The 20,794-nt window shown below is 69.8% G+C and carries 15 protein-coding genes, 2 pseudogenes and 1 riboswitch; of the genes and pseudogenes, 4 read left to right on the top strand and 13 right to left on the bottom strand.

Annotated features, from left to right (window positions below; all coding sequences use genetic code 11):
* Nucleotides 1–147 precede the first annotated feature (147 nt).
* Together HWX31_RS22610 and HWX31_RS22605 are read right to left on the bottom strand one after the other, a co-directional pair.
* Entirely contained in the window at nucleotides 148–1,464 is a 1,317-nt protein-coding gene (locus tag HWX31_RS22610; protein WP_174964544.1) for an Nramp family divalent metal transporter, read from the bottom strand.
* Between the two features lie 191 nt (nucleotides 1,465–1,655).
* Nucleotides 1,656–2,582, bottom strand: a complete 927-nt coding sequence (locus HWX31_RS22605) for a helix-turn-helix domain-containing protein (RefSeq protein WP_174964543.1) — start codon at nucleotides 2,580–2,582, stop codon at nucleotides 1,656–1,658.
* An 801-nt stretch (nucleotides 2,583–3,383) separates the two neighbouring features.
* Here HWX31_RS22605 and HWX31_RS22600 point away from each other — a divergent pair.
* Nucleotides 3,384–4,331 carry a LysR family transcriptional regulator gene (locus tag HWX31_RS22600; RefSeq protein ID WP_174964542.1) on the top strand — a complete coding sequence of 316 codons (948 nt, stop codon included), beginning with the start codon at nucleotides 3,384–3,386 and terminating at the stop codon, nucleotides 4,329–4,331.
* Between the two features lie 46 nt (nucleotides 4,332–4,377).
* The gene (locus HWX31_RS22595) at nucleotides 4,378–4,779 is read left to right on the top strand and encodes an OsmC family protein (protein ID WP_059618206.1); all 402 of its coding nucleotides are present in this window, start codon (nucleotides 4,378–4,380) and stop codon (nucleotides 4,777–4,779) included.
* 76 nt (nucleotides 4,780–4,855) lie between these two features.
* Here HWX31_RS22595 and HWX31_RS22590 read toward each other — a convergent pair whose 3' ends face one another.
* Nucleotides 4,856–5,737, bottom strand: coding sequence for a Dyp-type peroxidase (locus tag HWX31_RS22590; protein ID WP_059618203.1), 882 nt, complete (start codon nucleotides 5,735–5,737; stop codon nucleotides 4,856–4,858).
* Nucleotides 5,738–5,757: 20 nt separating this feature from the next.
* Between HWX31_RS22590 and HWX31_RS22585 the strand changes: the two genes are divergently transcribed.
* Both HWX31_RS22585 and HWX31_RS22580 read left to right on the top strand, forming a co-directional pair.
* Nucleotides 5,758–6,078 (top strand): hypothetical protein, encoded by a 321-nt coding sequence (locus tag HWX31_RS22585; RefSeq protein WP_174964541.1) that lies wholly within the window; start codon nucleotides 5,758–5,760, stop codon nucleotides 6,076–6,078.
* 153 nt (nucleotides 6,079–6,231) lie between these two features.
* Nucleotides 6,232–8,094 (top strand): ABC transporter ATP-binding protein, encoded by a 1,863-nt coding sequence (locus HWX31_RS22580; protein ID WP_174964540.1) that lies wholly within the window; start codon nucleotides 6,232–6,234, stop codon nucleotides 8,092–8,094.
* A gap of 53 nt (nucleotides 8,095–8,147) precedes the next feature.
* Here the strand turns inward: HWX31_RS22580 and HWX31_RS22575 are convergent, their stop codons facing one another.
* The 10 genes and pseudogenes from HWX31_RS22575 to HWX31_RS22535 all read right to left on the bottom strand — a co-directional run bounded on the left by HWX31_RS22575 (nucleotide 8,148) and on the right by HWX31_RS22535 (nucleotide 20,750).
* Nucleotides 8,148–9,389 (bottom strand): voltage-gated chloride channel family protein, encoded by a 1,242-nt coding sequence (locus HWX31_RS22575; protein ID WP_174964582.1) that lies wholly within the window; start codon nucleotides 9,387–9,389, stop codon nucleotides 8,148–8,150.
* Nucleotides 9,390–9,478: 89 nt separating this feature from the next.
* Nucleotides 9,479–9,583, bottom strand: a riboswitch (Fluoride riboswitch).
* A 51-nt stretch (nucleotides 9,584–9,634) separates the two neighbouring features.
* Nucleotides 9,635–10,651 carry a chemotaxis response regulator protein-glutamate methylesterase gene (cheB, locus tag HWX31_RS22570; protein ID WP_174964539.1) on the bottom strand — a complete coding sequence of 339 codons (1,017 nt, stop codon included), beginning with the start codon at nucleotides 10,649–10,651 and terminating at the stop codon, nucleotides 9,635–9,637.
* Nucleotides 10,648–12,384: pseudogene (locus HWX31_RS22565) on the bottom strand (response regulator); the annotation flags it as partial. The gene cheB and the pseudogene HWX31_RS22565, both read right to left, overlap by 4 nt.
* A 105-nt stretch (nucleotides 12,385–12,489) precedes the next feature.
* Nucleotides 12,490–13,047, bottom strand: a pseudogene (locus HWX31_RS35395) (Hpt domain-containing protein); the annotation flags it as partial.
* Nucleotides 13,044–13,766, bottom strand: a complete 723-nt coding sequence (locus tag HWX31_RS22560; protein WP_174964581.1) for a chemotaxis protein CheW — start codon at nucleotides 13,764–13,766, stop codon at nucleotides 13,044–13,046. The pseudogene HWX31_RS35395 and the gene HWX31_RS22560, both read right to left, overlap by 4 nt.
* Nucleotides 13,767–13,973: 207 nt before the next feature.
* Entirely contained in the window at nucleotides 13,974–15,335 is a 1,362-nt protein-coding gene (locus HWX31_RS22555; protein ID WP_175933964.1) for a CheR family methyltransferase, read from the bottom strand.
* The gene (locus HWX31_RS22550; protein ID WP_174964014.1) at nucleotides 15,332–15,859 is read right to left on the bottom strand and encodes a chemotaxis protein CheW; all 528 of its coding nucleotides are present in this window, start codon (nucleotides 15,857–15,859) and stop codon (nucleotides 15,332–15,334) included. Before HWX31_RS22550 ends, HWX31_RS22555 begins: the two co-directional genes overlap by 4 nt.
* The gene (locus HWX31_RS22545) at nucleotides 15,856–17,532 is read right to left on the bottom strand and encodes a methyl-accepting chemotaxis protein (protein ID WP_174964015.1); all 1,677 of its coding nucleotides are present in this window, start codon (nucleotides 17,530–17,532) and stop codon (nucleotides 15,856–15,858) included. The genes HWX31_RS22550 and HWX31_RS22545 overlap by 4 nt, the downstream gene beginning before the upstream one ends.
* Nucleotides 17,533–17,694: 162 nt before the next feature.
* A complete protein-coding gene (locus HWX31_RS22540; protein WP_174964016.1) occupies nucleotides 17,695–18,828 on the bottom strand; it encodes a hybrid sensor histidine kinase/response regulator in 1,134 nt (377 codons plus the stop codon).
* A 338-nt stretch (nucleotides 18,829–19,166) separates the two neighbouring features.
* Nucleotides 19,167–20,750: a Na+/H+ antiporter gene (locus HWX31_RS22535; RefSeq protein WP_174964017.1), complete on the bottom strand. Its 1,584-nt coding sequence runs from the start codon at nucleotides 20,748–20,750 to the stop codon at nucleotides 19,167–19,169.
* Nucleotides 20,751–20,794 lie beyond the last annotated feature (44 nt).

The raw sequence follows: 20,794 nt of genomic DNA, 5'->3' as shown, positions 1-20,794 counted from the left end.
AGCCCTGCGCAGCGTGCGCCCGGCGACAAACGCACGGCCAGCGTACGCGAATGCCGCAGATCGATGAAATGAATATTCGTTATGGCCAGTCATAGGCCACATTCATGATCGGCGAAGCGGCGCGCACCCCGGGCGCGCCGCCGGCGCTCACCCGGCGACACCCGTGATCAGCAGCAGGTTCGTGCCGGTGATGACCGCGAACAGCGCCCACGCGGCCACCTGCATCCCGCGCCCGATCGCGTGCTCGCCCATCGCCGCGCGATCGCTGACCGAGCGGATCAGCGGCCACATCGCGAACGGCAGCTGCAGGCTCAGCAGCACCTGGCTCCAGACGAGCAGCCGGCCGACCGAGCCGTCGCCGAGCCACAGCACGCCGATCAGCGCGGGAATCAGCGCGAGCCCGCGCGTGATCAGCCGGCGCTGGTAGCACGGGATCTTCATGTGCAGGAAGCCGTCCATGATCACCTGGCCCGCGATCGTGCCCGTGAGCGTCGAGCTTTGCCCGGACGCGAGCAGCGCGATGCCGAACAGCAGCGCGGCCGCCCCGCCGACGATCGGCGTGATGAGCCGGTACGCCTGCTCGATGTCGGCGACGTCGGTGCGGCCGGTCGCATGGAACGCCGCGCCCGCGAGGATCAGGATCGCCGCGTTGACGAGCATCGCGACGAACAGCGACACGCAGGTATCGATGCGCACGAGCGCGAGCGTGTCGCGGATCATGCCGCGCGCGCCGCCGACCACGCGCCGCGTCTGCACGACCGACGAATGCAGGTACAGGTTGTGCGGCATGATCGTCGCGCCGACGATGCCGAGCGCGAGCACGATCGCGTCCTTGCGGTCGTGGCCCGGATCGCCGGGCACGAGCCCGTTGAACACCGCGTGCCAGTCGGGCGGCACCATCGTGACCTGCGCGACGAAGCAGAACGCCATCGTGCCGATCAGCCCGAGCACGATCGCCTCGATCTGGCGGAAGCCCTTGCCCTGCAGGCCGAGCACGATCATCGTGTCGAGCGCGGTCAGCACGATCCCCCACGCGACCGGCACGCCGAGCAGCAGCTTGAACGCGAGCGCGCAGCCGAGCACCTCGGCAATGTCGCACGCGACGATCGACACCTCGGCGGTCACCCACTGGACGGCGCGGCCGAACGGACCGTAGCGGTCGTAGCTGGCCTGCGCGAGATCCTTGCCGGCGACGAGGCCGAGGCGCGCGGCGAGCATCTGCAGGAAGATCGCGGCGAGGCTGGAGAACGCGACGACCCACAGCAGCGAATAGCCGAACTGGGAGCCTGCCTGGATGTCGGTGGCCCAGTTGCCGGGGTCCATGTAGCCGATCGCGACGAGCAGGCCGGGGCCGAAGAAGCGCCTGAGCTTCGTCAGCCGCGACGCGCGGGCGTCGATCGTAATGCTGCCCTTCACTTCCGACGGGCAGAACGGGGCGGTGGCGGTGGTGGGAAAAAAAGGCATGGCGCAGCGTCACTGAGACCGGAACGCCGTGATTGTACGAAAGCCGGCCCGCCCTGCGCCAACACGGCACTCCCTTCGCCCCTCTGGGCGAGCGTCAACCGCAATGCTTCGAGATCCTTGCCGTCTCGGGGAGAACGCCGTGAAATCCGCGCGGCCTGACCTCGATCATGCCGCGAACCGCTTCGCCCCCTTCAAGGCGCGAGCCCGCAGGACCGTTGCATCGACGGCGCATACGGCAGCGCGATGCCGACCTTCGAGATCCGCGCGCGCTCGTTGGCACGGTATTCGGTCGGCGACATCGACAGGCGCTGACGAAACAGCTTCGCCATGCGCTCGCCGCTGCCCAGCCCGATGCGCCGGGCGACCTTGTCGGCCGGCAGGGTCGTATGAACGAGCATGTGGCACGCACGCTCGAGGCGCACGTGCAGGACGAATTCCGTCGGCGTCACGCCGACTTCCTTCTTGAAGCGCCGCAGGAAATTGCGCTCGCTCATGGCCACCGCCTGCGCGGCGCCCGCGATCGAGATGCGGTTGATGCTCTGCGCGCGCAATTGCTGCATCGACGTGCGAATCGACGGGCTGGCGCTCAGTTCCCGGATCGCCCACATCGACTGGACGAAGCGCTCGTCGACCGGCCGCGAGATGTGGCGGGTGATCTCCTCCACCGCGCCTTCGCCGAGATCGTGCCGGAACATGCCCATGACCGCCGCCAACACATCCGCCGCCTGCCCCGACGGCTCGGCTTCCTTCGCCGCGGATACGAGGCTCGCGATGGTCATCGACGCGGCGTCGTCGCGCGCGCTCGCCCACTTCGACGCCGCGATCGTCGCGAGCTTCATCCCGTCCGCGACCCAGCGGGCATTCGCGTGAAGGTCCCGCAGCCGGCGCAGCAGGTCCTCGTTCCACGCCACGAGCGCGTGATCGCCGTGCAGGTGAAAGAATGCATAGGCGTACCTGCCATGATCGTCGTCCAGCGCATCGGTCGCGACCTGCACGCCCGATGAAGACTGGAGCAATCCGCCGTTCGCGGACACGAATCTCAATTGATACGCCGCGCAGACGGTCTGCAAGCGGTTGGCGAGATTGAAGGCCTCGACCAGACGCGCGGCCTGTGCCATCGAAAACCCCGCGCTCAAAAAAATGACGACTATGCGTTGTTCATTTGCATCCACTTGCCGAGCCCCCGACTCTTACTGCCTTCTCTCTCAGACACGCTTGTTTATTTTTCGAAGCTTGCGCGCGACAGCCACCTGTTCCAAAGCGTTCGCATCATATCTTCTGAGGTACGTTTCTTGACAGTATTGTCCGACCCGGACAGGGTTATGGCGGATTGAAACAAGCCGCCCCGCCACCTGATTTCCGCCATTCCACTATGGCGCGGAACAAGGCGCGATCCTATATTCCGCCCGATCGCCGCTTAATATCGATGCAAACGAGGCCCGGCGGCGCATGGACAAATCCTTTCAATTCGACTCAACAATCTCGACATTTCTTAAACACAATCCATCCGAAAGCATCCTTCATTTAAATCAATCAAAATTGATCAATTAAACCAACGATGCAATCGCAAACGTTGTCGCCTCAAAAATTGAAAGTCCTTCGAATACATATTGCCCGCGAATCCGTCCATGCATTTGTCGGAACTCGACAGGACGCCGGCATATCCGTGCGCGCGCGTGCCTCTTATACTCGCTGCGCCGATCCAGCCCCATCTGGATCGGACACATATCCTACGGATATCTGGCCTGGGTTCCGGCTCGTCCCTCGTGCGGTCTGGCCCCATTGCGCCGACCGGCCGCCGGTCGGCTTTTTTTCGTCCGCCGAGCCTGCGCCGCACGCATCGAACGCCCTCGCGCCGCGCGCCGCCCCGACGCGCATCCATTAGAATCGACCTCCGCGATCCACCACTCCCGCGTCCCGTGCCCGTCGATCACCGCCTCGACCTCAACCTGTTCCGCGTGCTCGATGCCGTCTACGTGCATGGCGGGATCAGCGCCGCGGCCCGCGCGCTGCACCTGACGCAACCCGCGATCACGCATGCGCTCAATCGCCTGCGCGCCCAGTTCGACGATCCGCTGTTCGTCCGCCAGGGCAACCGCGTCGTGCCGACCGAGCGCACCCGAGCGGTCATCGCCGACGTCCAGCGCCACCTGAAGGGACTGCAGGACACGGCGCGCGCGCAGCCGGCGTTCGACCCGGCGACGCTCGACCTGAGCGTCGTCGTGGGCCTGCGCGACGTGCTCGAATCGATCGCGCTGCCACGGCTCGTCGCCGCGTTCGCGCAGGAAGCGCCGGGCTTGCGGCTCGTGAGCCGGCGCGTGCCGATCCGCGACGTCGAGCGCGAGCTCGCGGCGGGCGATCTCGATCTCGTCGTCGAGCGCCGCCTGCCGGTCGGCCCGCGCATCGCGAGCGAATACCTGCTCGACGAATCGCTCGTCGTCGCGATGCGGCGCGATCATCCGCTCGCGAACGGCCCGCTACGGCGCAACGACTACTTCGCGGCGCGGCACGTCGCCGTGTCGTCGCACGGCGAGCCCCCCGCGATCGACGTGCTGCTCGGCAACGACGGGCGCTTGCGGCACATCCAGCTCGTCTGCCAGCACTACTTCGCGGCCTGCCAGATCGCCGCGGCGGGCGACCTGCTGCTCACGCTGCCGCATTCGTACGCGCTGCGAATGACGGACCTGCTGCCGATCGCGGTGCGGCCGCTGCCGCTGCGGCTGCAGCCGTTTCCGATCCTTGCGTACTGGCATGAATCGCGCGATGCGGATCGCGCGCATCAGTGGTTCCGCGAACGCGTGAACGCGCTCGTACGCGGCTGCGTCCCGCAGGCGCGGCCCGCGCGCACCGGTACGCCGCGCGCATGAACGGGTATGCTGGCGGCTGTTCGTTTCTTGCCACCGGAGCCCCGCCATGTCGCTGATTCACGCCGCCGCCGTCCTCGAAGCCGACGCGCCCGATTACGTCGTCAACCTGCAAGCCGGCTCGCATGCGCTGACCGGCGACGAAGCGGAACGCGAAGGCGGCCGCAACCGCGGGCCGGCCCCGTATGAGTTCGTGCTGGCCGGGCTCGCGCAATGCACGGCCGCGACGCTGCGGATGTACCTGCAGCGCAAGGCGTGGCCGGCCGCGCGCATCGACGTGCGCACCGAGCTGCACGCCGACCGCGACGGGCAGCAGTACGTGCGCCGCGTCGTGACCGTCGACGGCCCGCTCGACGACGCGCAGCGGCAGCGTCTCGCCGAGATCAGCGAAAAGACGCCGGTGACGCTGTTCATCAAACGCGGCACGCGCATCGAGACCACGCTGCGCTGAGCTGACGCGCCGCCCCAATGAAACGGGCGGGCTGCGCAGCGCGCGCGGCCCGCCCGTCAACCGCGTCGTGCGGCGCTTACAGGCCGAGCGCGGACAGGTCCAGCTTGCCGCCCTTCATCGGCGGGCACCAGAAATACGCGCCGGTCAGCGGGTGCGTGAAGCGGAACAGCCCGTCGACGATCCCGTCGTCCGCGCCGCTCATCCGGCGCATCTGCACGTCGAACGCGCGGAACGAATGGCCGAACGCGACGAAGTACAGCCCCGCGCGGCGCGCATCCGACCACGGCGCCGAGCGGCGCAGCATGAACGCTTCCGGCTCGAAGCTCTCCTGCGCGGTGCGCTTCACATGCGCGAATTCCGGCGCGTCGTCGAGCTCCTCGTTGTCCGACCGGCGGCGCCCGATGATGTCGTCCATGTCGTCGGATGCAATGCGCTCCATCCGGTCGAAGTCGTGCAGCCACTGCTGGACCGCGACGAAGCTCGCGCCGTCGAGCCCCGCGCCCTGCCCGGACACGATCGCCGCGGCAAGCGCGTCGTCGCCGGTCGGGTTCTCGGTGCCGTCCTCATAGCCGGACAGGTCGCGATCGTTCGCGTAGCGGAACGCATCGACCGCGTCCTGCAGCGCGAACGCGGGCGCGAGCAGCCGCTCGATCGCCCGCGCGCGCAGCGTGATCTCGCCGCGATCGTCGGAACGCAGCCAGACCCACACGTCGGCCGGCGTCGCCGGCAGCGGCCGGTCCTGCACCGTGAAGGCCGGAAACTCGGTCAGGCCCGCGATCGAGCGGCCCAGGCCCGACACGAGCGAATGGCCGAAGCCGACGACCGTGTCGCGCCCGTCGACGACCTCGCGCAGCGCGGCAAGCGCCGCCGCGACGTTGTCTTTGCTGGAAATCGTGAAAGTGAGGTATCGGGCCGCCGCATCGATCGGAGCCAGAATGCCTTGCTGAACGTCGCTCATCGTTTCCCCAGGAATGTGTCGTGAATCTGCGTTTGGCCGCTTGGGCCGGCGCGCGCCGGGCCGGCGTCAGGCCTTCGCACCGCGCGCAGCCGAGCAGTTTAATCGATGCGGACGCCCGCCGGCCCGAGCCCCCGGTCCGGCAGGGCGAACCGGCGCCGGAGCTGCGCACGGCGCCGTATCGGCGCGGCAACGCGGCATTCGTCAGACATTGCAACCGCCTTGCGACTGCTGATAGAATCGCCCCACGTCTTTTCGACGCCTTTTCAACCATTCACTTCAGGGAGGTGCTGATGTTCCGAATGCAGTCCGCCTTCCCGAACGTGGTCCCACGGCTCAGCTGATCCAGCCAGCCGTCCGCGCCGGCACCTGAAGGCCCGCGCACGTTCCCGACAGCCCATTCTCTCGATCCGCGTCTCGCACGCGGGTCCGGCTGTTGCGTTTCGACGTTCTCTGATCCGGAAAGTCCCGTCGCGCGACGCGCCGGGCAATGACACATGACCCGAAAAACCACCCAATCGGGCGGCCATGCGTTCCAGGCCGTCTTCGGCTTCACATTGCACTACTGGCGCCGGCAACCGGCGCGCATCGCCGCCGTCGTGGCGTTCTCGCTGCTCGCCGCGCTCGCCGACGTGCTCACCCCGCTGTTCGCGGGCCGCCTCGTCGATGCGCTGACGCTCGGCCTCACCGACCGGTCGGCCGCCTGGCACGCGGCGCTGTCGGCGTTCGGCATGCTCGCCGCGCTCGGCATCGGCGCGACGCTGCTGCGGCAGGGCGTCTATCTGAACATCATCGCGCTCACGCTGAAGATGATGGGCGAGATCGCGACCGCATCGTTCCAGCGCGTGCAGCGCTTCTCGACCGACTGGCACGCGAACAGCTTCGCCGGCTCGACGGTGCGCAAGATCACGCGGGGGATGTGGGCGCTCGACCTGCTGAACGACACGCTGCTGATCGCGCTGCTGCCGTCGCTGACGATCCTGGTCGGCGCAACCGTGCTGCTCGGCTCGCACTGGCCGATGATGGGGCTCGTGGTCGGTCTCGGCTCGCTGCTGTACATCGCCGTGACGGTCGCGATGTCGCTCGGCTTCGTCGCGCCCGCCGCGCGGCTCGGCAACCTGTGGGATACGCGCATGGGCGGCGCGCTCGCGGACGCGGTCAGCTGCAACGCGGTCGTCAAGGCGTTCGGCGCGGAAGTGCGCGAGGAAGCGCGGCTGTCGCGCGTGATCGGCAAGTGGCAGAAGCGCACCCGGCGCTCGTGGATGCGCGGCACCTTCAACGGCGGCCTGCAGGGCGCGATGCTCGTCGCGATCCAGGCGGCGATGATCGGCGTCGCGCTGAAGCTGTGGGCCAGCGGCGCGGCGAGCGTCGGCGACATCGCGTTCGCGTTGACGATGTTCTTCATGCTGCAGGGCTACCTGCGCGACATCGGCTTTCATATCCGCAACCTGCAGCGCTCGGTGAACGACATGGAAGAACTCGTCGCGCTCGAGCGCCAGCCGCTCGGCATCGACGACAAGCCCGACGCGCAGCCGATCCGGATCACGCGCGGCGAGATCCGCTTCGAGCACGTGACGTTCCGCTACGGCAGCCATCCGGTCGCGCTTTACGACGACTTCTCGATGCGCATCGCGCCCGGCGAGCGGGTCGGCCTGGTCGGCCATTCGGGGTCCGGCAAGACGACGTTCATCAAGCTGATCCAGCGCCTGTACGACGTGTCGGGCGGCCGCATCACGATCGACGGCCAGGACATCGCCGATGCTCGCCAGGATTCGCTGCGCAGCCAGATCGCGATCGTCCAGCAGGAGCCGGTGCTGTTCCACCGCACGCTCGCGGAGAACATCGCGTACGCGCGCCCCGGCGCGAGCCGCGCCGACATCGAGCGCGCCGCGCGGCAGGCGAGCGCGCACGAGTTCATCGCGGCGCTGCCGGACGGCTACGACACGCTGGTCGGCGAGCGCGGGGTCAAGCTGTCGGGCGGCGAGCGGCAGCGCGTCGCGATCGCGCGGGCGTTCCTCGCGGATGCGCCGATCCTGATCCTCGACGAAGCGACGTCGAGCCTCGACAGCGAAAGCGAAGTGCTGATCCAGCAGGCGATGGAGCGGTTGATGGAAGGCCGCACGACGCTCGTCGTCGCGCACCGGCTGTCGACCGTGCGCGCGCTCGACCGGCTGCTCGTGCTCGATCGCGGCAAGGTGATCGAGGAAGGCAGCCACGACGCGCTGATCCGGATCGACGGCGGCCTCTACCGGCGGCTGTTCGAGCGGCAGGCGCTGGAGCTGGCGAAGGGGCTCGCCGACACGCCGCGCGGCCATGCGTCCGACGGCGCCGAACCGCGCGGGCAGCCGGCCGAAGCCTGACGGCAAGCCGGACGCGGGGCGGCAATGCAGGATGCCGCCCCGCCGCTCACGCGTCACTCGCCCGGCCCGTGCACGCCCTTTTCGACGGCCACGCGCTGCGCGCGATAAATCCCCGCGTGCCCCGAAAACAGATACGCAACGACACACGCGACGATCGCATACACGCCGATATCTGCGCCGAACAGCTCGATCGCCATGATCGTCGACGCGACCGGCGTGTTGGCCGCGCCCGCGAACACCGCGACGAAGCCGAGCCCGGCCAGCACCGGCACCGGCAGCGCGAGCACCTGGCCGAGCGCATTGCCGAGCGTCGCGCCGATGTAGAACAGCGGCGTCACCTCGCCGCCCTTGAAGCCCGATGCGAGCGTGACGACGGTGAACGCGAATTTCCCCGCGAAATCGTAGACCGGCAGCGGGCCGTGGAACGCCGCCTCGATCGTCGGGATGCCGAGGCCGAGATACTGCGGCACGTTCAGCGCGGTCGCCGCGACCGCCACGAGCAGGCCGCCGACCACCGGCTGCAGCGGCGCGTAGCGGATGCGCCGGCGAAACAGCGCCGACAGCGCATGCGTCGCATGCGCGAACAGCCGGCCGACCACGCCGAACGCGATGCCCGCGACGACCGTCGCGCCGAGCCCCGCCGCGCTAACGGGCGGCACGAACGCGACCGCATACGCGGTGTGATGCACGCCCCACAGCCGGCACACGACGTCCGCGACGATCGCCGACGCGACGCACGCGAGCAGCGCGTCGTAGCGCACGCGCCCGATCGCGAGCACTTCGAGCCCGAACACTGCGCCCGCGAGCGGCGTGCCGAACACCGACGCGAAGCCGGCCGCGATGCCGGCCATCAGCAGCACGCGCCGGTGCTCGCGGTCGAGCCGCAACGCGTGCGTGACGCGATCGGCGAGCGCGCCGCCCATCTGCACGGCGGTGCCTTCGCGCCCCGCCGAGCCGCCGAACAGGTGCGTGACGACGGTCGCGACCAGCACGAGCGGCGCCATCCGCTTCGGCACGAGCGCCTTCGGATCATGGATTTCGTCGATCAGCAGGTTGTTGCCGCGCGCGACCGACTGGCCGAAGCGGTGATAGATCCAGCCGGTCGCGAAACCCGCGGCGGGCAGCCCCCACAGCAGCCACGGATGCGCGACGCGCGTGCCGGTCGCCCAGTCGAGCGCGATCAGGAACAGCGCGGACGCCGACCCGGCGAGCGCGCCGAGCAGCGCCGAAAGCGCGAGCCAGCGGCACACGTAGCGCACGGTCGCGAGGAAGTCGGCAGAAGTGTTGAACATCAGGTGATTCCAGATTCGACGGAACATCAAACCTGGGCGGCGGGATACCGCATGGACGGTGCATGAACGGCCTGCGACCTCCCGAAACCCAGGAACGCGCAGGCATCATCAGCCGGACGACCGGCGGTTGAGGGCCTGTGCGTGCTCGTGGCGAGCAAGCCCGGACCCCGGGGAGGCATGCCATCTCCGAAGCGCGCATTTTACGCGACGGCCGACGCCCCGCGCAACGCGCGAAGCCGGCCGCGAAATCAGCCGCGCGACGGGCCCATCACGCGCGCGATCAGTTGCGGCGCGATCCGGTCGAGCGGCAGGATCACGCTCGCCGCGCCGATCGCGGCGGCGGCCTTCGGCATCCCGTAGACCGCGCTCGTCGCCGCGTCCTGCGCGATCGTATGGCAGCCCTTCGCGCGCATCGCCTTCAGGCCGAGCGCGCCGTCGCGCCCCATGCCGGTGAGCAGCACGCCGATCGCGTCGCCGCGCCAGCCGTCGGCGACGCTGTTGAAGAACACGTCGATCGACGGCCGGTACGGCGTTTCCGCCGGATGCCGCGTATAGCCGAGCACGCCGCGCGGCGACAGGCACAGATGGTCGTTGGTCGCCGCGAGCAGCACCTCGCCCGGCTGCGGCACGCTGCCCTGGCGCGCGACGCGCACCGGCAGGCGCGTATAGCCGTCGAGCCACTGCGCCATCCCGACCGCGAACGCCTGGTCGACGTGCTGGACGATCACGATCGCCGCCGGAAACGCGTCCGGCAGCGCGCGCAGCAGCGCGGTGAGCGCGGTCGGCCCGCCCGCCGACGCGCCGATCGCCACCAGCGTCGGCGCGCCGCGCACCGGCGCGGCTACGGGCGGCGCGAGCGCCGCCGCGCGGCTGTCGAGCAGCCGGCCGATCTGGTCGATCTTCGCGAGCAGCGGCTGCGCCGCGTCGACGCTCAGGCCGAGCGCCAGCGTCGGCGTGTCGACCGCGTCGAGCGCGCCCGCGCCCATCGCGTCGTAGACGGACGACGTGCTCGCGCTGACGCTCGCCGTCACGATCAGGATCGCGCACGGCGCGCGCGCCATGATGCGGCGCGTCGCGGCGACGCCGTCGAGCTTCGGCATCACCAGATCCATCAGCACGAGGTCGGGCGGCTGCGCGACGCAGAAATCCACCGCCTCGTCGCCGTCGGTCGCGACCCACAGCACGCGATGCTCCGGCCGCTGCGCGATCGCGCGCCGCAGCGCCTCCACGGCGAGCGGCAGGTCGTTGACGATGCCGATGTTCATCCGCGTGCGTCCCCGATCAGGTCGTGCACGGCGTCGAGCAGCGCCTCGTCGTGGAAGCTGCCCTTCGCGAGGTAGTAGTCGGCGCCGGCGTCGAGCCCGCGGCGGCGGTCCTCGTCGCGATCCTTGTACGACACGATCATCACCGGCACGCGCTTGAGCTGCGGATCGTTCTTGATCAGCGTGACGAGCTCGATGCCGTCCATGCGCGGCATGTCGACGTCGGTGACGACCAGGTCGAACGCCTCGCCGCGCACCGCGTTCCAGCCGTCCATCCCGTCGACCGCGATCGTCACGTCGTAGCCGCGCTTCTCCAGCAGTTTCCGTTCGAGCTCGCGCACGGTCAGCGAATCGTCGACGACGAGCACGCGCCGCCGCCGGTCCGCGAGCGCATGCTGCGGGCCGCGCACGAGCGTCGCGAGCTGCCCGCCGCGCACGAGCTTGTCGACCGAGCGGATCAGGTCCTCGACGTCGACGATCAGCACCGGGTCGCCGTTCTCGAGCAGCGCGCCGGCCGCGATGTTCTGGATCTTGTGCAGGCGGCTGTCGAGCGGCTGCACGACGAGCATCCGCTCGCCGAGGAAGCGGTCGACCGCGACGCCCACCGGCTCCGGCTCGCCGCCGACCACCACCACCGCGGTGCGCGCGCGCCGCGCATCGGGCTCGCCCGCGTCGAGCAGCTGGTGCGCGGCGACGAGCCCGACGCGCCGGCCGTCGAACGGGAAATGCGGCTGCCCTTCGAGCACGTCGATGTCGGCGCGCTCGAGCTCGAGCGTGCGGCGCACGTGCGCGAGCGGGAACGCGTAGGGCTCGCCGCCGACCTCGACGAGCAGGCTGCGGATCACCGACAGCGTGAGCGGCAACTGCAGCACGAAGCGCATGCCCGCGCCCGGCTCGTTGAAGATCCGCACCGCGCCGCGCACGCCGCGCACCATTTCCTGCACCGCGTCGAGGCCGACGCCGCGCCCCGACACGTCGGTCACCGCATCGCGCATCGAGAAGCCGGGCAGCAGCAGGAATTCCATCAGCTCCTGGTCGGACAGCCGCGCGGCCGTCTCGTCGTCGGTCAGGTGCTGGCGCACCACCGCCGCGCGCAACGCGTCGAGATCGACGCCCGGCCCGTCGTCGCTGACGCTGACGAGCAGCGACCCGGCGCTGTGGCGCGCCTCGAGCGTCACGCTCGCGGCGGCCGGCTTGCCGCGCGCGCGCCGCACGTCGGGCGGCTCGACGCCGTGGTCGATCGCGTTGCGCAGCAGGTGGCCGAGCGGCGCGTCGAGCAGGTCGAGGATGTCGCGATCGACCTGGGTCCCCTCGCCGACGATCGAAAACCGCACCTGCCGGCCGAGCGAGCGCGCGAGGTCGCGCACGATGCGCGGGTACGCGCGCGTCGCGTCGCCGAACGGCCGCATCCGGCATTGCAGCGCCTCGTCGTACAGCTGCTCGGCGATATGCGTGCTGCGCCGCTCGAAGCGGTCGAGCGCGTCCATCCGCTCCGCGAACGAGCGCTGCAGGTCGTTGAGCATGTGCCGCACTTCGCCGAGCGACGCGAGCGCGCCCGCGTCGAGCTCGCCGGCGAAGCGCTCGACCAGCGTGTCGAGCGAACGCGCGGCGTCGCGCTGCGCGCGCTTCACGCGCAGCATCGATTCGGCGAACGGCTTGAGCCAGCGCGACTCGACGAGCGATTCGCCGGACAGGCTCAACAGCCGGTTCAGGCTGTCCGCGCGCACCCGGCGGATTGCGCCGGTGTTTGCGCCGGTGTTTGCGCCGGTGTTTGCGCCGGTGTTTGCGCCGGTGTTTGCGCCGGTGTTTGCGCCGGTGTTTGCGCTTGTGTTTGCGCTTGTGTTTGCGCCCGCGCCGCGCGCGGACTGGGCCGGATCGGCGGCGCTCGCGGCCTCGGGCGGCGCGGCTTCTCCGCCGAATTGCGCCGCCTCGCGCGCCGGCTGGCCGGATTCGCGCGGAACGTCGTCGTGCGGCGGCGACACCGCCGTAAACGTTTGCGCCGTGCCCGGATCGCCGGCCACGGCCAGCGCCACGGCGAAGGTCTCGATCTCGGCCGGCGCGACCGGCTGCGCCTGCGGGTCACCGACCCGTACGAGCAGATCGACGCCCGCCAGCAGTGCGTCGACGTGCGCGGCCGTCAGCGCCAACGCGCCGCCCTGCGCGGCGACGAAGCACTCCTCCATCCGCCCCGCGATGTCGACGCCCTGCGGCACGCCGACGATGCGCGCGGCCCCCTTCAGCGAATGCGCGGCGCGCATGCAGGCTTCGAGCGCCGCCGCGTCGGGCGCGCCGGATTCGAGCGCGAGCAGGCGCTCGGACAGCGCCTGGGTCTGCGTGCGCGTCTCCTCTCGATACAGTTCGAGCAGCGACAGGCGGCTCAGGTCGTCATCGGCGCTCATCGCATGCTCCGTGTCACGGCTTCGAACAGGCGGTCGTCGTCGAGCAGGCCGATCGACTTGCCGCGCCACGCCAGCACGCCGCGCGACAGGCCGGCGCTCGCGCGCCCGCCCGTCGCGGGCACCGGCACCCACTCCGACGCGCCGAAGCGCACCACGCCCTCCACTTCGTCGACCGGAAACACGACCGGCTCACCGTGATGCGCGACCACCAGCAGCCGCGTGAAGCCGCCGTCGGCGCCGCCGCCGGCCGCGCCGAGCCCGAGCAGCGCGCCGAGCGAGATCGCGATGCGCAGCGTGCCGCGGATGTTGACGACACCGCGCACCGCCGGGTGGCGGCGGTGCGGCAGCGAATGGATCGGGCGCGTGTCGGCGATCTCGCGCAGCATGCCGATCGACAACGCGAGCCATTCGTCGGCGACGCGGAACGCGAGCGCCGCGTGGCGCGCATCGGCGCCGGCGTCGCTGCGCTCGCGCGCGGCGCCGTGTGCGCCATACGCGCCGTTCGTGCCCATGCGGCGCGCGGCGTCGGCCATCTCGGCGCGGCCGACCGGCCGCTCGAGCAGCTTCGCCGCGTGACGCGCGTAGACGGGGCAGTTCAGGCAGCGCTGGTACTCGGTCAGCCGCTCGCACGACCGGTCGCCGCGCGTGCCGATGCGGTTCCAGCAGTCGTTGACGTCGATCGCCGTGTCGTCGGTTGGGTCAGCGGCCTCGCGGTTCATCATGTCCTCTAGGGTCCGTTCTCGTGGCAACCCCAAATTTAAAAAAGACATTCCACGGGAATGCCCGAAATCGCCCGCATGGCGGCGTCGCGCGTCGCTTGTTTGGCTCGGCCGAACGGCGCTCCTTTCTCCTTGCCCTGCGGGCGATTTCGAGCATTCGCATGCGCGTTCCATATGAAAACAGACCCTGGTCATGCCGGGTTCGTATTATCCCGCCGAGCGCCGCGCGCGCTCGAGCATCCGTTGCGCGCCCGCGCGGTCGCCGCCGACGTCGAGCAGCGTCGCGAGATGCGTCAGCGCCTCGTGGTGCGTCGGCCGCAGGTACAGCGCCTTGCGGTAGAAGTCGCCCGCCTCCGCGGCCCGGCCGCGCGCGTCCGCGATCAGCCCGCGCAGGTAGAACGCGTCGGCATGCAGCCCGGCGCGGGCCGTAAACCGCGCAAGCACGCGCTCGGCTTCGTCGAACGCGCCCGCGTTCGCGAGCGCCTGCGCATGCTCCAGCGTCGGCGGATCGCCCCCGGACGCCTGCGCCTGCACCTCTCCGCCATGGCTGCCATGGCCGTCGTCCGCCGGCCGTTGCGGCGCGAGCGGGCGCGCCGCCGCACCGGCGAACCACCCGGACGGCGCCGCGCGCGGCGTAGCGACGCGCGCCGCCGTGAAGCGGTCGGCGCGCCACGGCCGCACGGCCGGCGGCAGCGCGGCGGCGAACCCGTCGGCCAGCCGTTCGGCGACGCTCGCGCGCTGGAACGCGAACGCGAGCGGAATCCGCGCGGAACGCATCCCGTGGCGCATCGCGACACCGGTCTCGGCCGGGCCGACGAACAGCATCCCGTCGTCGGTCAGGCAGCGCTGCAGCGACCGGATCGCGCGATCCTGCGCATCGCGCTCGAAATAGATCAGCACGTTGCGGCAGAACACGAAATCGTAGTGGGCGAGCGCGTCGCCGACCGGCTCGAGCAGGTTCCCCTGCCGGAACCGCACGCACGCGCGCACGCGCTCGTCGAGCTGCCAGCCGTCCGCCGCCGGCGTGAAATGCCGCGCGCGAAACTCCAGCGCGTGCCCGCGGAACGCATTGCGTCCGTAGCGGCCGAGCCGCGCCTGCTCGATCGCGTTGTCGCTGAGATCGATCGCGTCGATCGTGAAGCGGGCGGGATCGAGCCCCGCGTCGAGCAGCGCCATCGCCGCCGAAAACGGCTCCTCGCCGGTCGAGCACGGCGCGCTCAGCACGCGCACCACGCGGCCCGGATGCGCGGCGAGGCGTTCGACCGCGAGCCGCACGAGCGTCGCGAACGCCTCGCGCTCGCGGAAGAACCAGGTTTCCGGCACGACGAACCGCTCGATCAGCGCGCGCCGCTCGTCGGCGCTGGCATTCAGCCGCTGCCAGTACGCGTCGAGCGCATCAGGCGAGACCGGCGGCCGCGCGGCGCAGGGCATCCGCTCGCCGTCCGCCGCCTGGGTCGCGTAGATGCGCTCGGTCACCGCGCGCATCAGGAAGTCGTGGCCGAGCGACTCGGGATCGATGCCGGTCTCGCGCAGGAGCCACGCGCGAAAATTCGATGCGATGGATGTCATGCCGGCGCCCCTCCGTTGGCCGATGCGTCGTCGAACAGCTGCAGGCACGCGACCGAATCGACGATGTCGCGCACCGACACCTGCTGCACGATGCCGTCCGGCGTGCTCGCGACCGGGCCGAGCCAGCGCGTGCGCGGTGTCGCGACGCCGCTCGCGCGGAACGCGCCGCGCTCGATCCGCATCGTCTGCGTCGCGCGCTCGACGATCAGGCCGAGCATCCGCTCGCCGGCGTCCGCTTCGTTCGCGCAATCCCGCACCCTGCATCGGACCATCACGAGCCGCGTCGAGCGCAGCGCATGCGCGGGCCGTCCGAGCGCCAGCATCGGCACGTCGACGACCGGCACCGGCGCGCCGTCGCGCATCAGCAGCCCGGCGACCCACGCGGGCGCGCCGGGCACCGCCTTCGCGGTCGCGAGCGGCAGCACCGCGTCGATCGCGGCGGCGTCGAGCGCATAGCGTTCGCCGTCCAGCTCGAACAGCAGGAACAGCGCCGGCGCGCCGTGCAGGGCGTCCGCGCGCGTCACGCGTCCACCTTGAAGCGCGACACGCTGGTGCGCAGCTGGTTCGCGACCAGCGTCAGGTCGTCGATCGCCTGCGACGACTGGCGCAGCGATTCGGCCGTCTGCTGCGCGGCTTCCGACAGCTGCGACAGCGCCTGCGTGATCTGCTCGGCGCCGCTCGCCTGCGTCTGCATTCCTTCATTGACCATCTGGAAGCGCGGCGCGAGCGTCTGCACCTCGGCGATGATCTGCGACAGCTGCCCGCCGACCTGCTGCACGTCGAGCATGCCGCGGCGCACTTCCTCGGAGAACTTGTCCATCCCCATCACGCCCGCCGACACCGCCGACTGGATCTCCTTCACCGTCTGCTCGATGTCGTAGGTCGCCACCGCCGTCTGGTCCGCAAGCCGGCGGATCTCGGTCGCCACGACCGCGAAGCCGCGCCCGTATTCGCCGGCCTTCTCCGCCTCGATCGCCGCGTTCAGCGACAGCAGGTTGGTCTGGTCCGCGACCTTCGTGATGGTCGCGACGACCTGGTTGATGTTGAGCGCCTTCTCGTTGAGGATCGCGAGCTTCGCGTTCACCGAGCCGGCCGCGTCCATCACGCTGCGCATCGTCTCGCCCATCCGCGTGAGGCCGCTCTGGCTCACGCCCGCGAGCGTCGCCGACTGCTCGGCCACGCCCGCCACCTCGTTCATCGTGCGCAGCAGGTCGCGCGACGTCGCGAAGATCTCGCGCGAGGTCGCGCCGATCTCGGTCGTCGTCGCGGCGGTCTCGTTCGCGGTCGCCTGCTGCTCGCGCGACGTCGCCGCGATCTCGGCGACCGACGTCGTCACCTGCAGCGACGACTGCTGCGCGCGCCCGACCAGTTCGGTCAGCTCGTCGGCCATCCGGTTGAAGCCCGTCTCCAGCGTGCCGAATTCGTCATGGCGGTTCAGCGCGAGGCGGCGCGTGAGATTGCCGGTGCGCATCACGTCGTGCACTTCGACGAGCCGCGCCATCGGCACCGTGATCGCGCGATACAGCACGTAGCCGAGCGCGAGCGCGGCCAGCAGCACGACGGTCAGCGCGACCGCCAGCACCACCTCGGTGCCCTGCACCGATTCGCGGATCAGCTTCGCGGACTGGTCCGCGAACGTGCGGTTCTCCTGGACCATCGTATTCGCGTGGCGCACCACCTCCGCCCACGCGGGCAGCACGGCCGCATACGCGGCGGGCGCGTCGCCGCGCGACCCGCGGCTCTTCTGCACGGCCTCGTTCAGGAGCGGCAGATAGCGGTCGTACGCGGCGCGGAACGACAGGAAGCGCGCGCGGTCGTCTTCACGGAACGTCGTGTTCTGATAGTCGATCGACAGCTTGTCGATCTCCTTCGTTGTGTCGGCGATCTTCGCGAGGTCGCGGCGCGCGGCGTCCGGATCGGTCTCGACGAAGGTCGCCTGCTGCAGCAGCAGGAACGACTCGTTGACCGCGCCGCGCAGCGACGACGCGAGATACACGCCGGGCAGCGAATCGCGCTCGATGCTGACGGCTTCGCCGTTGATCGCGCGCAGGCGCTCGTAGGACAGTCCGGCCGTCAGCAGCATCAGCACGAACAGCACGCCGAAGCTGAGCAGGATGCGGTTGCCGAGGGTCAGCCGGGTGGCGCCGATCGTCGGATGCAAGCTTTCATTGGTCGCGCGTTGCGTCACGGTGGCCATGTTCGTTGTGGGCTTTCAAAGTCTGCGTTGAGAAAAGGTCCGCGCCGGCCGGCGCCCGCCGGAGGCGGCGCGACCGGTGTGCGTGGGGAGCGGGCGCGCATGCGCGCGGCAGGGCCTGCGGGCGCCGCCCGCACGCCGGGCGACGCCGCACGGCCCGCGGGTTCACCGCTCCACTTGTGCGGGCAGCCGAAGCGCGACCATGAAGCCGCGCGCGGTATTGCGCATCAGTATCTGGCCCCGATGCCGCGCGGCCGTCGCGCGGACGAACGCGAGCCCGAGCCCGAAGCCGCTGCGCGCCGCGCCGTGCGCGGACTCGAGCCTCACGAACGTCTCGGTCGCCGACGCGCGCTGCGCCGGCGCGATGCCGGCGCCGCCGTCCTCGACGCCGATCAGCCATGCGCCGTCGTCGCCGGCCAGCGTGCAATGCACGTCCGTTCCGGCCGGGCCGTACTTGAGCCCGTTGTCGATCAGGTTGGCGACCGCGCGCGTCAGCATCAGCCGGTCGCCCATCGTCACGCATTCGGCGTCCGGCACCTGCGTGACGACCCGGCTGCCGAACCCGGCGGCCTTTTCCCATAGCTGGTCGGCTGCGTCGAGCACGATCTCGTTGAGGCTGACGACCTCGTGCGCGCGGCGCTCCGACTGCGCGCGGGTCAGGTGGATGAAGCCGTCGGCCAGCGCGAGCGCGCGCCGCGCGTGGCCCGCGATGCGCTCCATGATCGGCGGCATATCGCCGTGCTCGGCCCGGTATACGTCGAGCAGCGCGAGGATCGACGTCTGCGGCGAACGCATGTCGTGCGACAGGAAATCGAGCGCTTCGTCGCGCTGGCGCGACATCAGGTAGGAATTCGAATGGTAGCGAATGCGTGCCGTCAGCTCCATCGCGTCGGGCAGCTTGACGAGATAGTCGTTCGCGCCGGCGATGAACGCCTCGCGCTTGACGACCGGCTCCTCCTTCGCGGACAGCACGATGATCGGCACGCGTGCGGTGGCCGGGTCCGCGCGCCACGCGCGCACGAGGTCGAGGCCGTCGATGTCCGGCATCACCAGGTCCTGCAGGATGACCGTCGGCTTCACGTCGCGCGCGACGGCCATCGCCTGCTGTGCGTCGTTGCAAACATGCAGATCGATGTCATGTTCACTGCGCAACGCGCGGCGAATCACTTCACCGACGAAAGCTTGATCGTCGACAAGCAGGACCGATAAACCGGATTCGAGGTAATCCGATACCTTTTCACCACTCGATTCGTTCATAAATGTTGTTTCAAACGCGGAATCCCCAATCGATTCTTTCATGAGAGTTGATTATCCGACTTAAACACGAACTTATTCTTGCGGAGGAATGATCCGCTTGCTGACGCCGATCGGGCCCATCGACGCTGACGTGCAAGGCCATCGGGTGCCGATTTTCCCCGTCGACACCCGGCGCTCGCCCCGCACGATTTCTCTCAATAAACATAAGCAGCTGATTCTAAATGAAATTAGAACACAGCATCTATCTTCGTCCTGTTTGTTTAAGCCAAGCAGGCAAAAATCCCCCCGCGTCGGATTAAATCCGATCATTTACCAAATTGAAATGGCGCATGCGAATGCAGCAGGCGCGTGCATGCTCGCGCGCGGCGCCCGCCCGGCATTCATCCGCGCGCGTGCCGTGCGGACACTTCCTGCAAGTCGAGATCGCGTTCGAGCGCGTGCAGCATTTCGTCGTGGATCTGCCCGGAACGATGCAGGCGCAACAATTCCGCGCGGCCGGCCGCGATCGCGGCGAGCACGACGTCGTAGTGCGCGGCGCGATCGCTGTCCGGGAACGCAGGCTCGTGCTGCAGGCGCTGCGTCAATTCCGCGCGATATGTGTACTGCTCGAGCAGGCGCGGATGGATCACGACGCCGTTCGCGTCGCGCACGAGCGGCTGGATCGCCGCGAGCTGCGCGGCCTCGACGCGCGCCCACGCCTGCGGCTCGGTCAGGTGATGCTCGGCGTGCGCGTGCTGCTGCCGCAGGCGCAGCAGCCGGATCAGCGGACCGATCGTCGTGCCCTGCAGCAGCACGGTGACGAGAATCACCGCGAACGCGGCGACGAGGATCAGGTCGCGGCCCGGCATCGCGTCGGGCAGCGACAGCGCGATCGCGAGCGTGACGACGCCGCGCATCCCGGCCCAGCTCATCACGGTCGCGGCCCGCCAGTCCGGCCGGCACGCACTGCGCGTGAGCCGGCGCGCCGGCCCTTTCAGCACCTCGACCGCATAGATCCACAGGAAGCGCGACACGACCACCGCGGCCAGCACCGCGAGCACGGCCGGCATCATCGTGCCGATCACCGGCTCGAAACCGCCGAGCCGTTGAATCACGCCGCGCAGCGACAGCCCGATCAGCACGAATACGAGCGCCTCGAGCAGGAACACGACGACCTGCCAGAACGCGGTGGCGCGCGTGCGCACCGCCGCCGAGAACACCTCGTGCTGGTGCCAGCCGAGCATCATGCCGACCACCACGGTCGCGATCACGCCCGACACTTCGAGCATTTCGCCGGCGATATAGCCGATCCAGCCGGAAAGCACCGCGACGGTGATCACGAGGTAGTCGTCGTCGAGCAGCTTCAGGAATCGCACGACGAGCCAGCCGATCACGAAGCCGACCACGACGCCGCCCACGCCCAGCTCCGCGAAGCCGACGAGCGCGTGCTGGAAGCTGAACGCGCCGGTCAGCGCGGCGACGACCGCGAAGCGGAACAGCACGAGGCCCGCCGCGTCGTTCAGCAGGCTCTCGCCTTCGAGCAGCACCATCAGCCGGCGCGGCAGCGCGACGCGTTCGAGCACGGCCTTCGCCGCGACCGCGTCGGGCGGCGACACGATCGCGCCGAGTGCGAAGCAGGCCGCCCACGGCAGCGACGGCACGACCCAGTGCACGGCGAGCCCGACCGCGAGCGTCGTGAACGCGACCGCGCCGATCGCGAGCAGCAGGATGCCGCCGAGGTTGCGCTTGAACTCCTCCCACACGGAGAAATACGCGCCGTCCATCAGCAGCGGCGGCAGGAACACCACCAGCACGAGATCGGGGTCGAGGTTGATCGGCGGCAGGCCGGGAATGAACGCGATGGCGACGCCGCCGACGAGCAGCGCCGCGGCGGGCGGCAAGCGCAACCGCTTGGCGATGCATTCAAGCGCGACGATCGCGAGGAAAGACAGCAGAACCAGCTTGAATGCCGATACGGGGGACATGAATCGACCTCGTGAAGAAATAATCCGCCGGTGGCCGGAGTCAT

Source organism: Burkholderia ubonensis, assembly GCF_902833085.1.
Taxonomy (GTDB): Bacteria; Pseudomonadota; Gammaproteobacteria; order Burkholderiales; family Burkholderiaceae; genus Burkholderia; species Burkholderia ubonensis.
The sequence above is the reverse complement of the archived record's forward strand: the minus strand, read 5'-3'. Positions and strand labels throughout refer to the sequence as shown.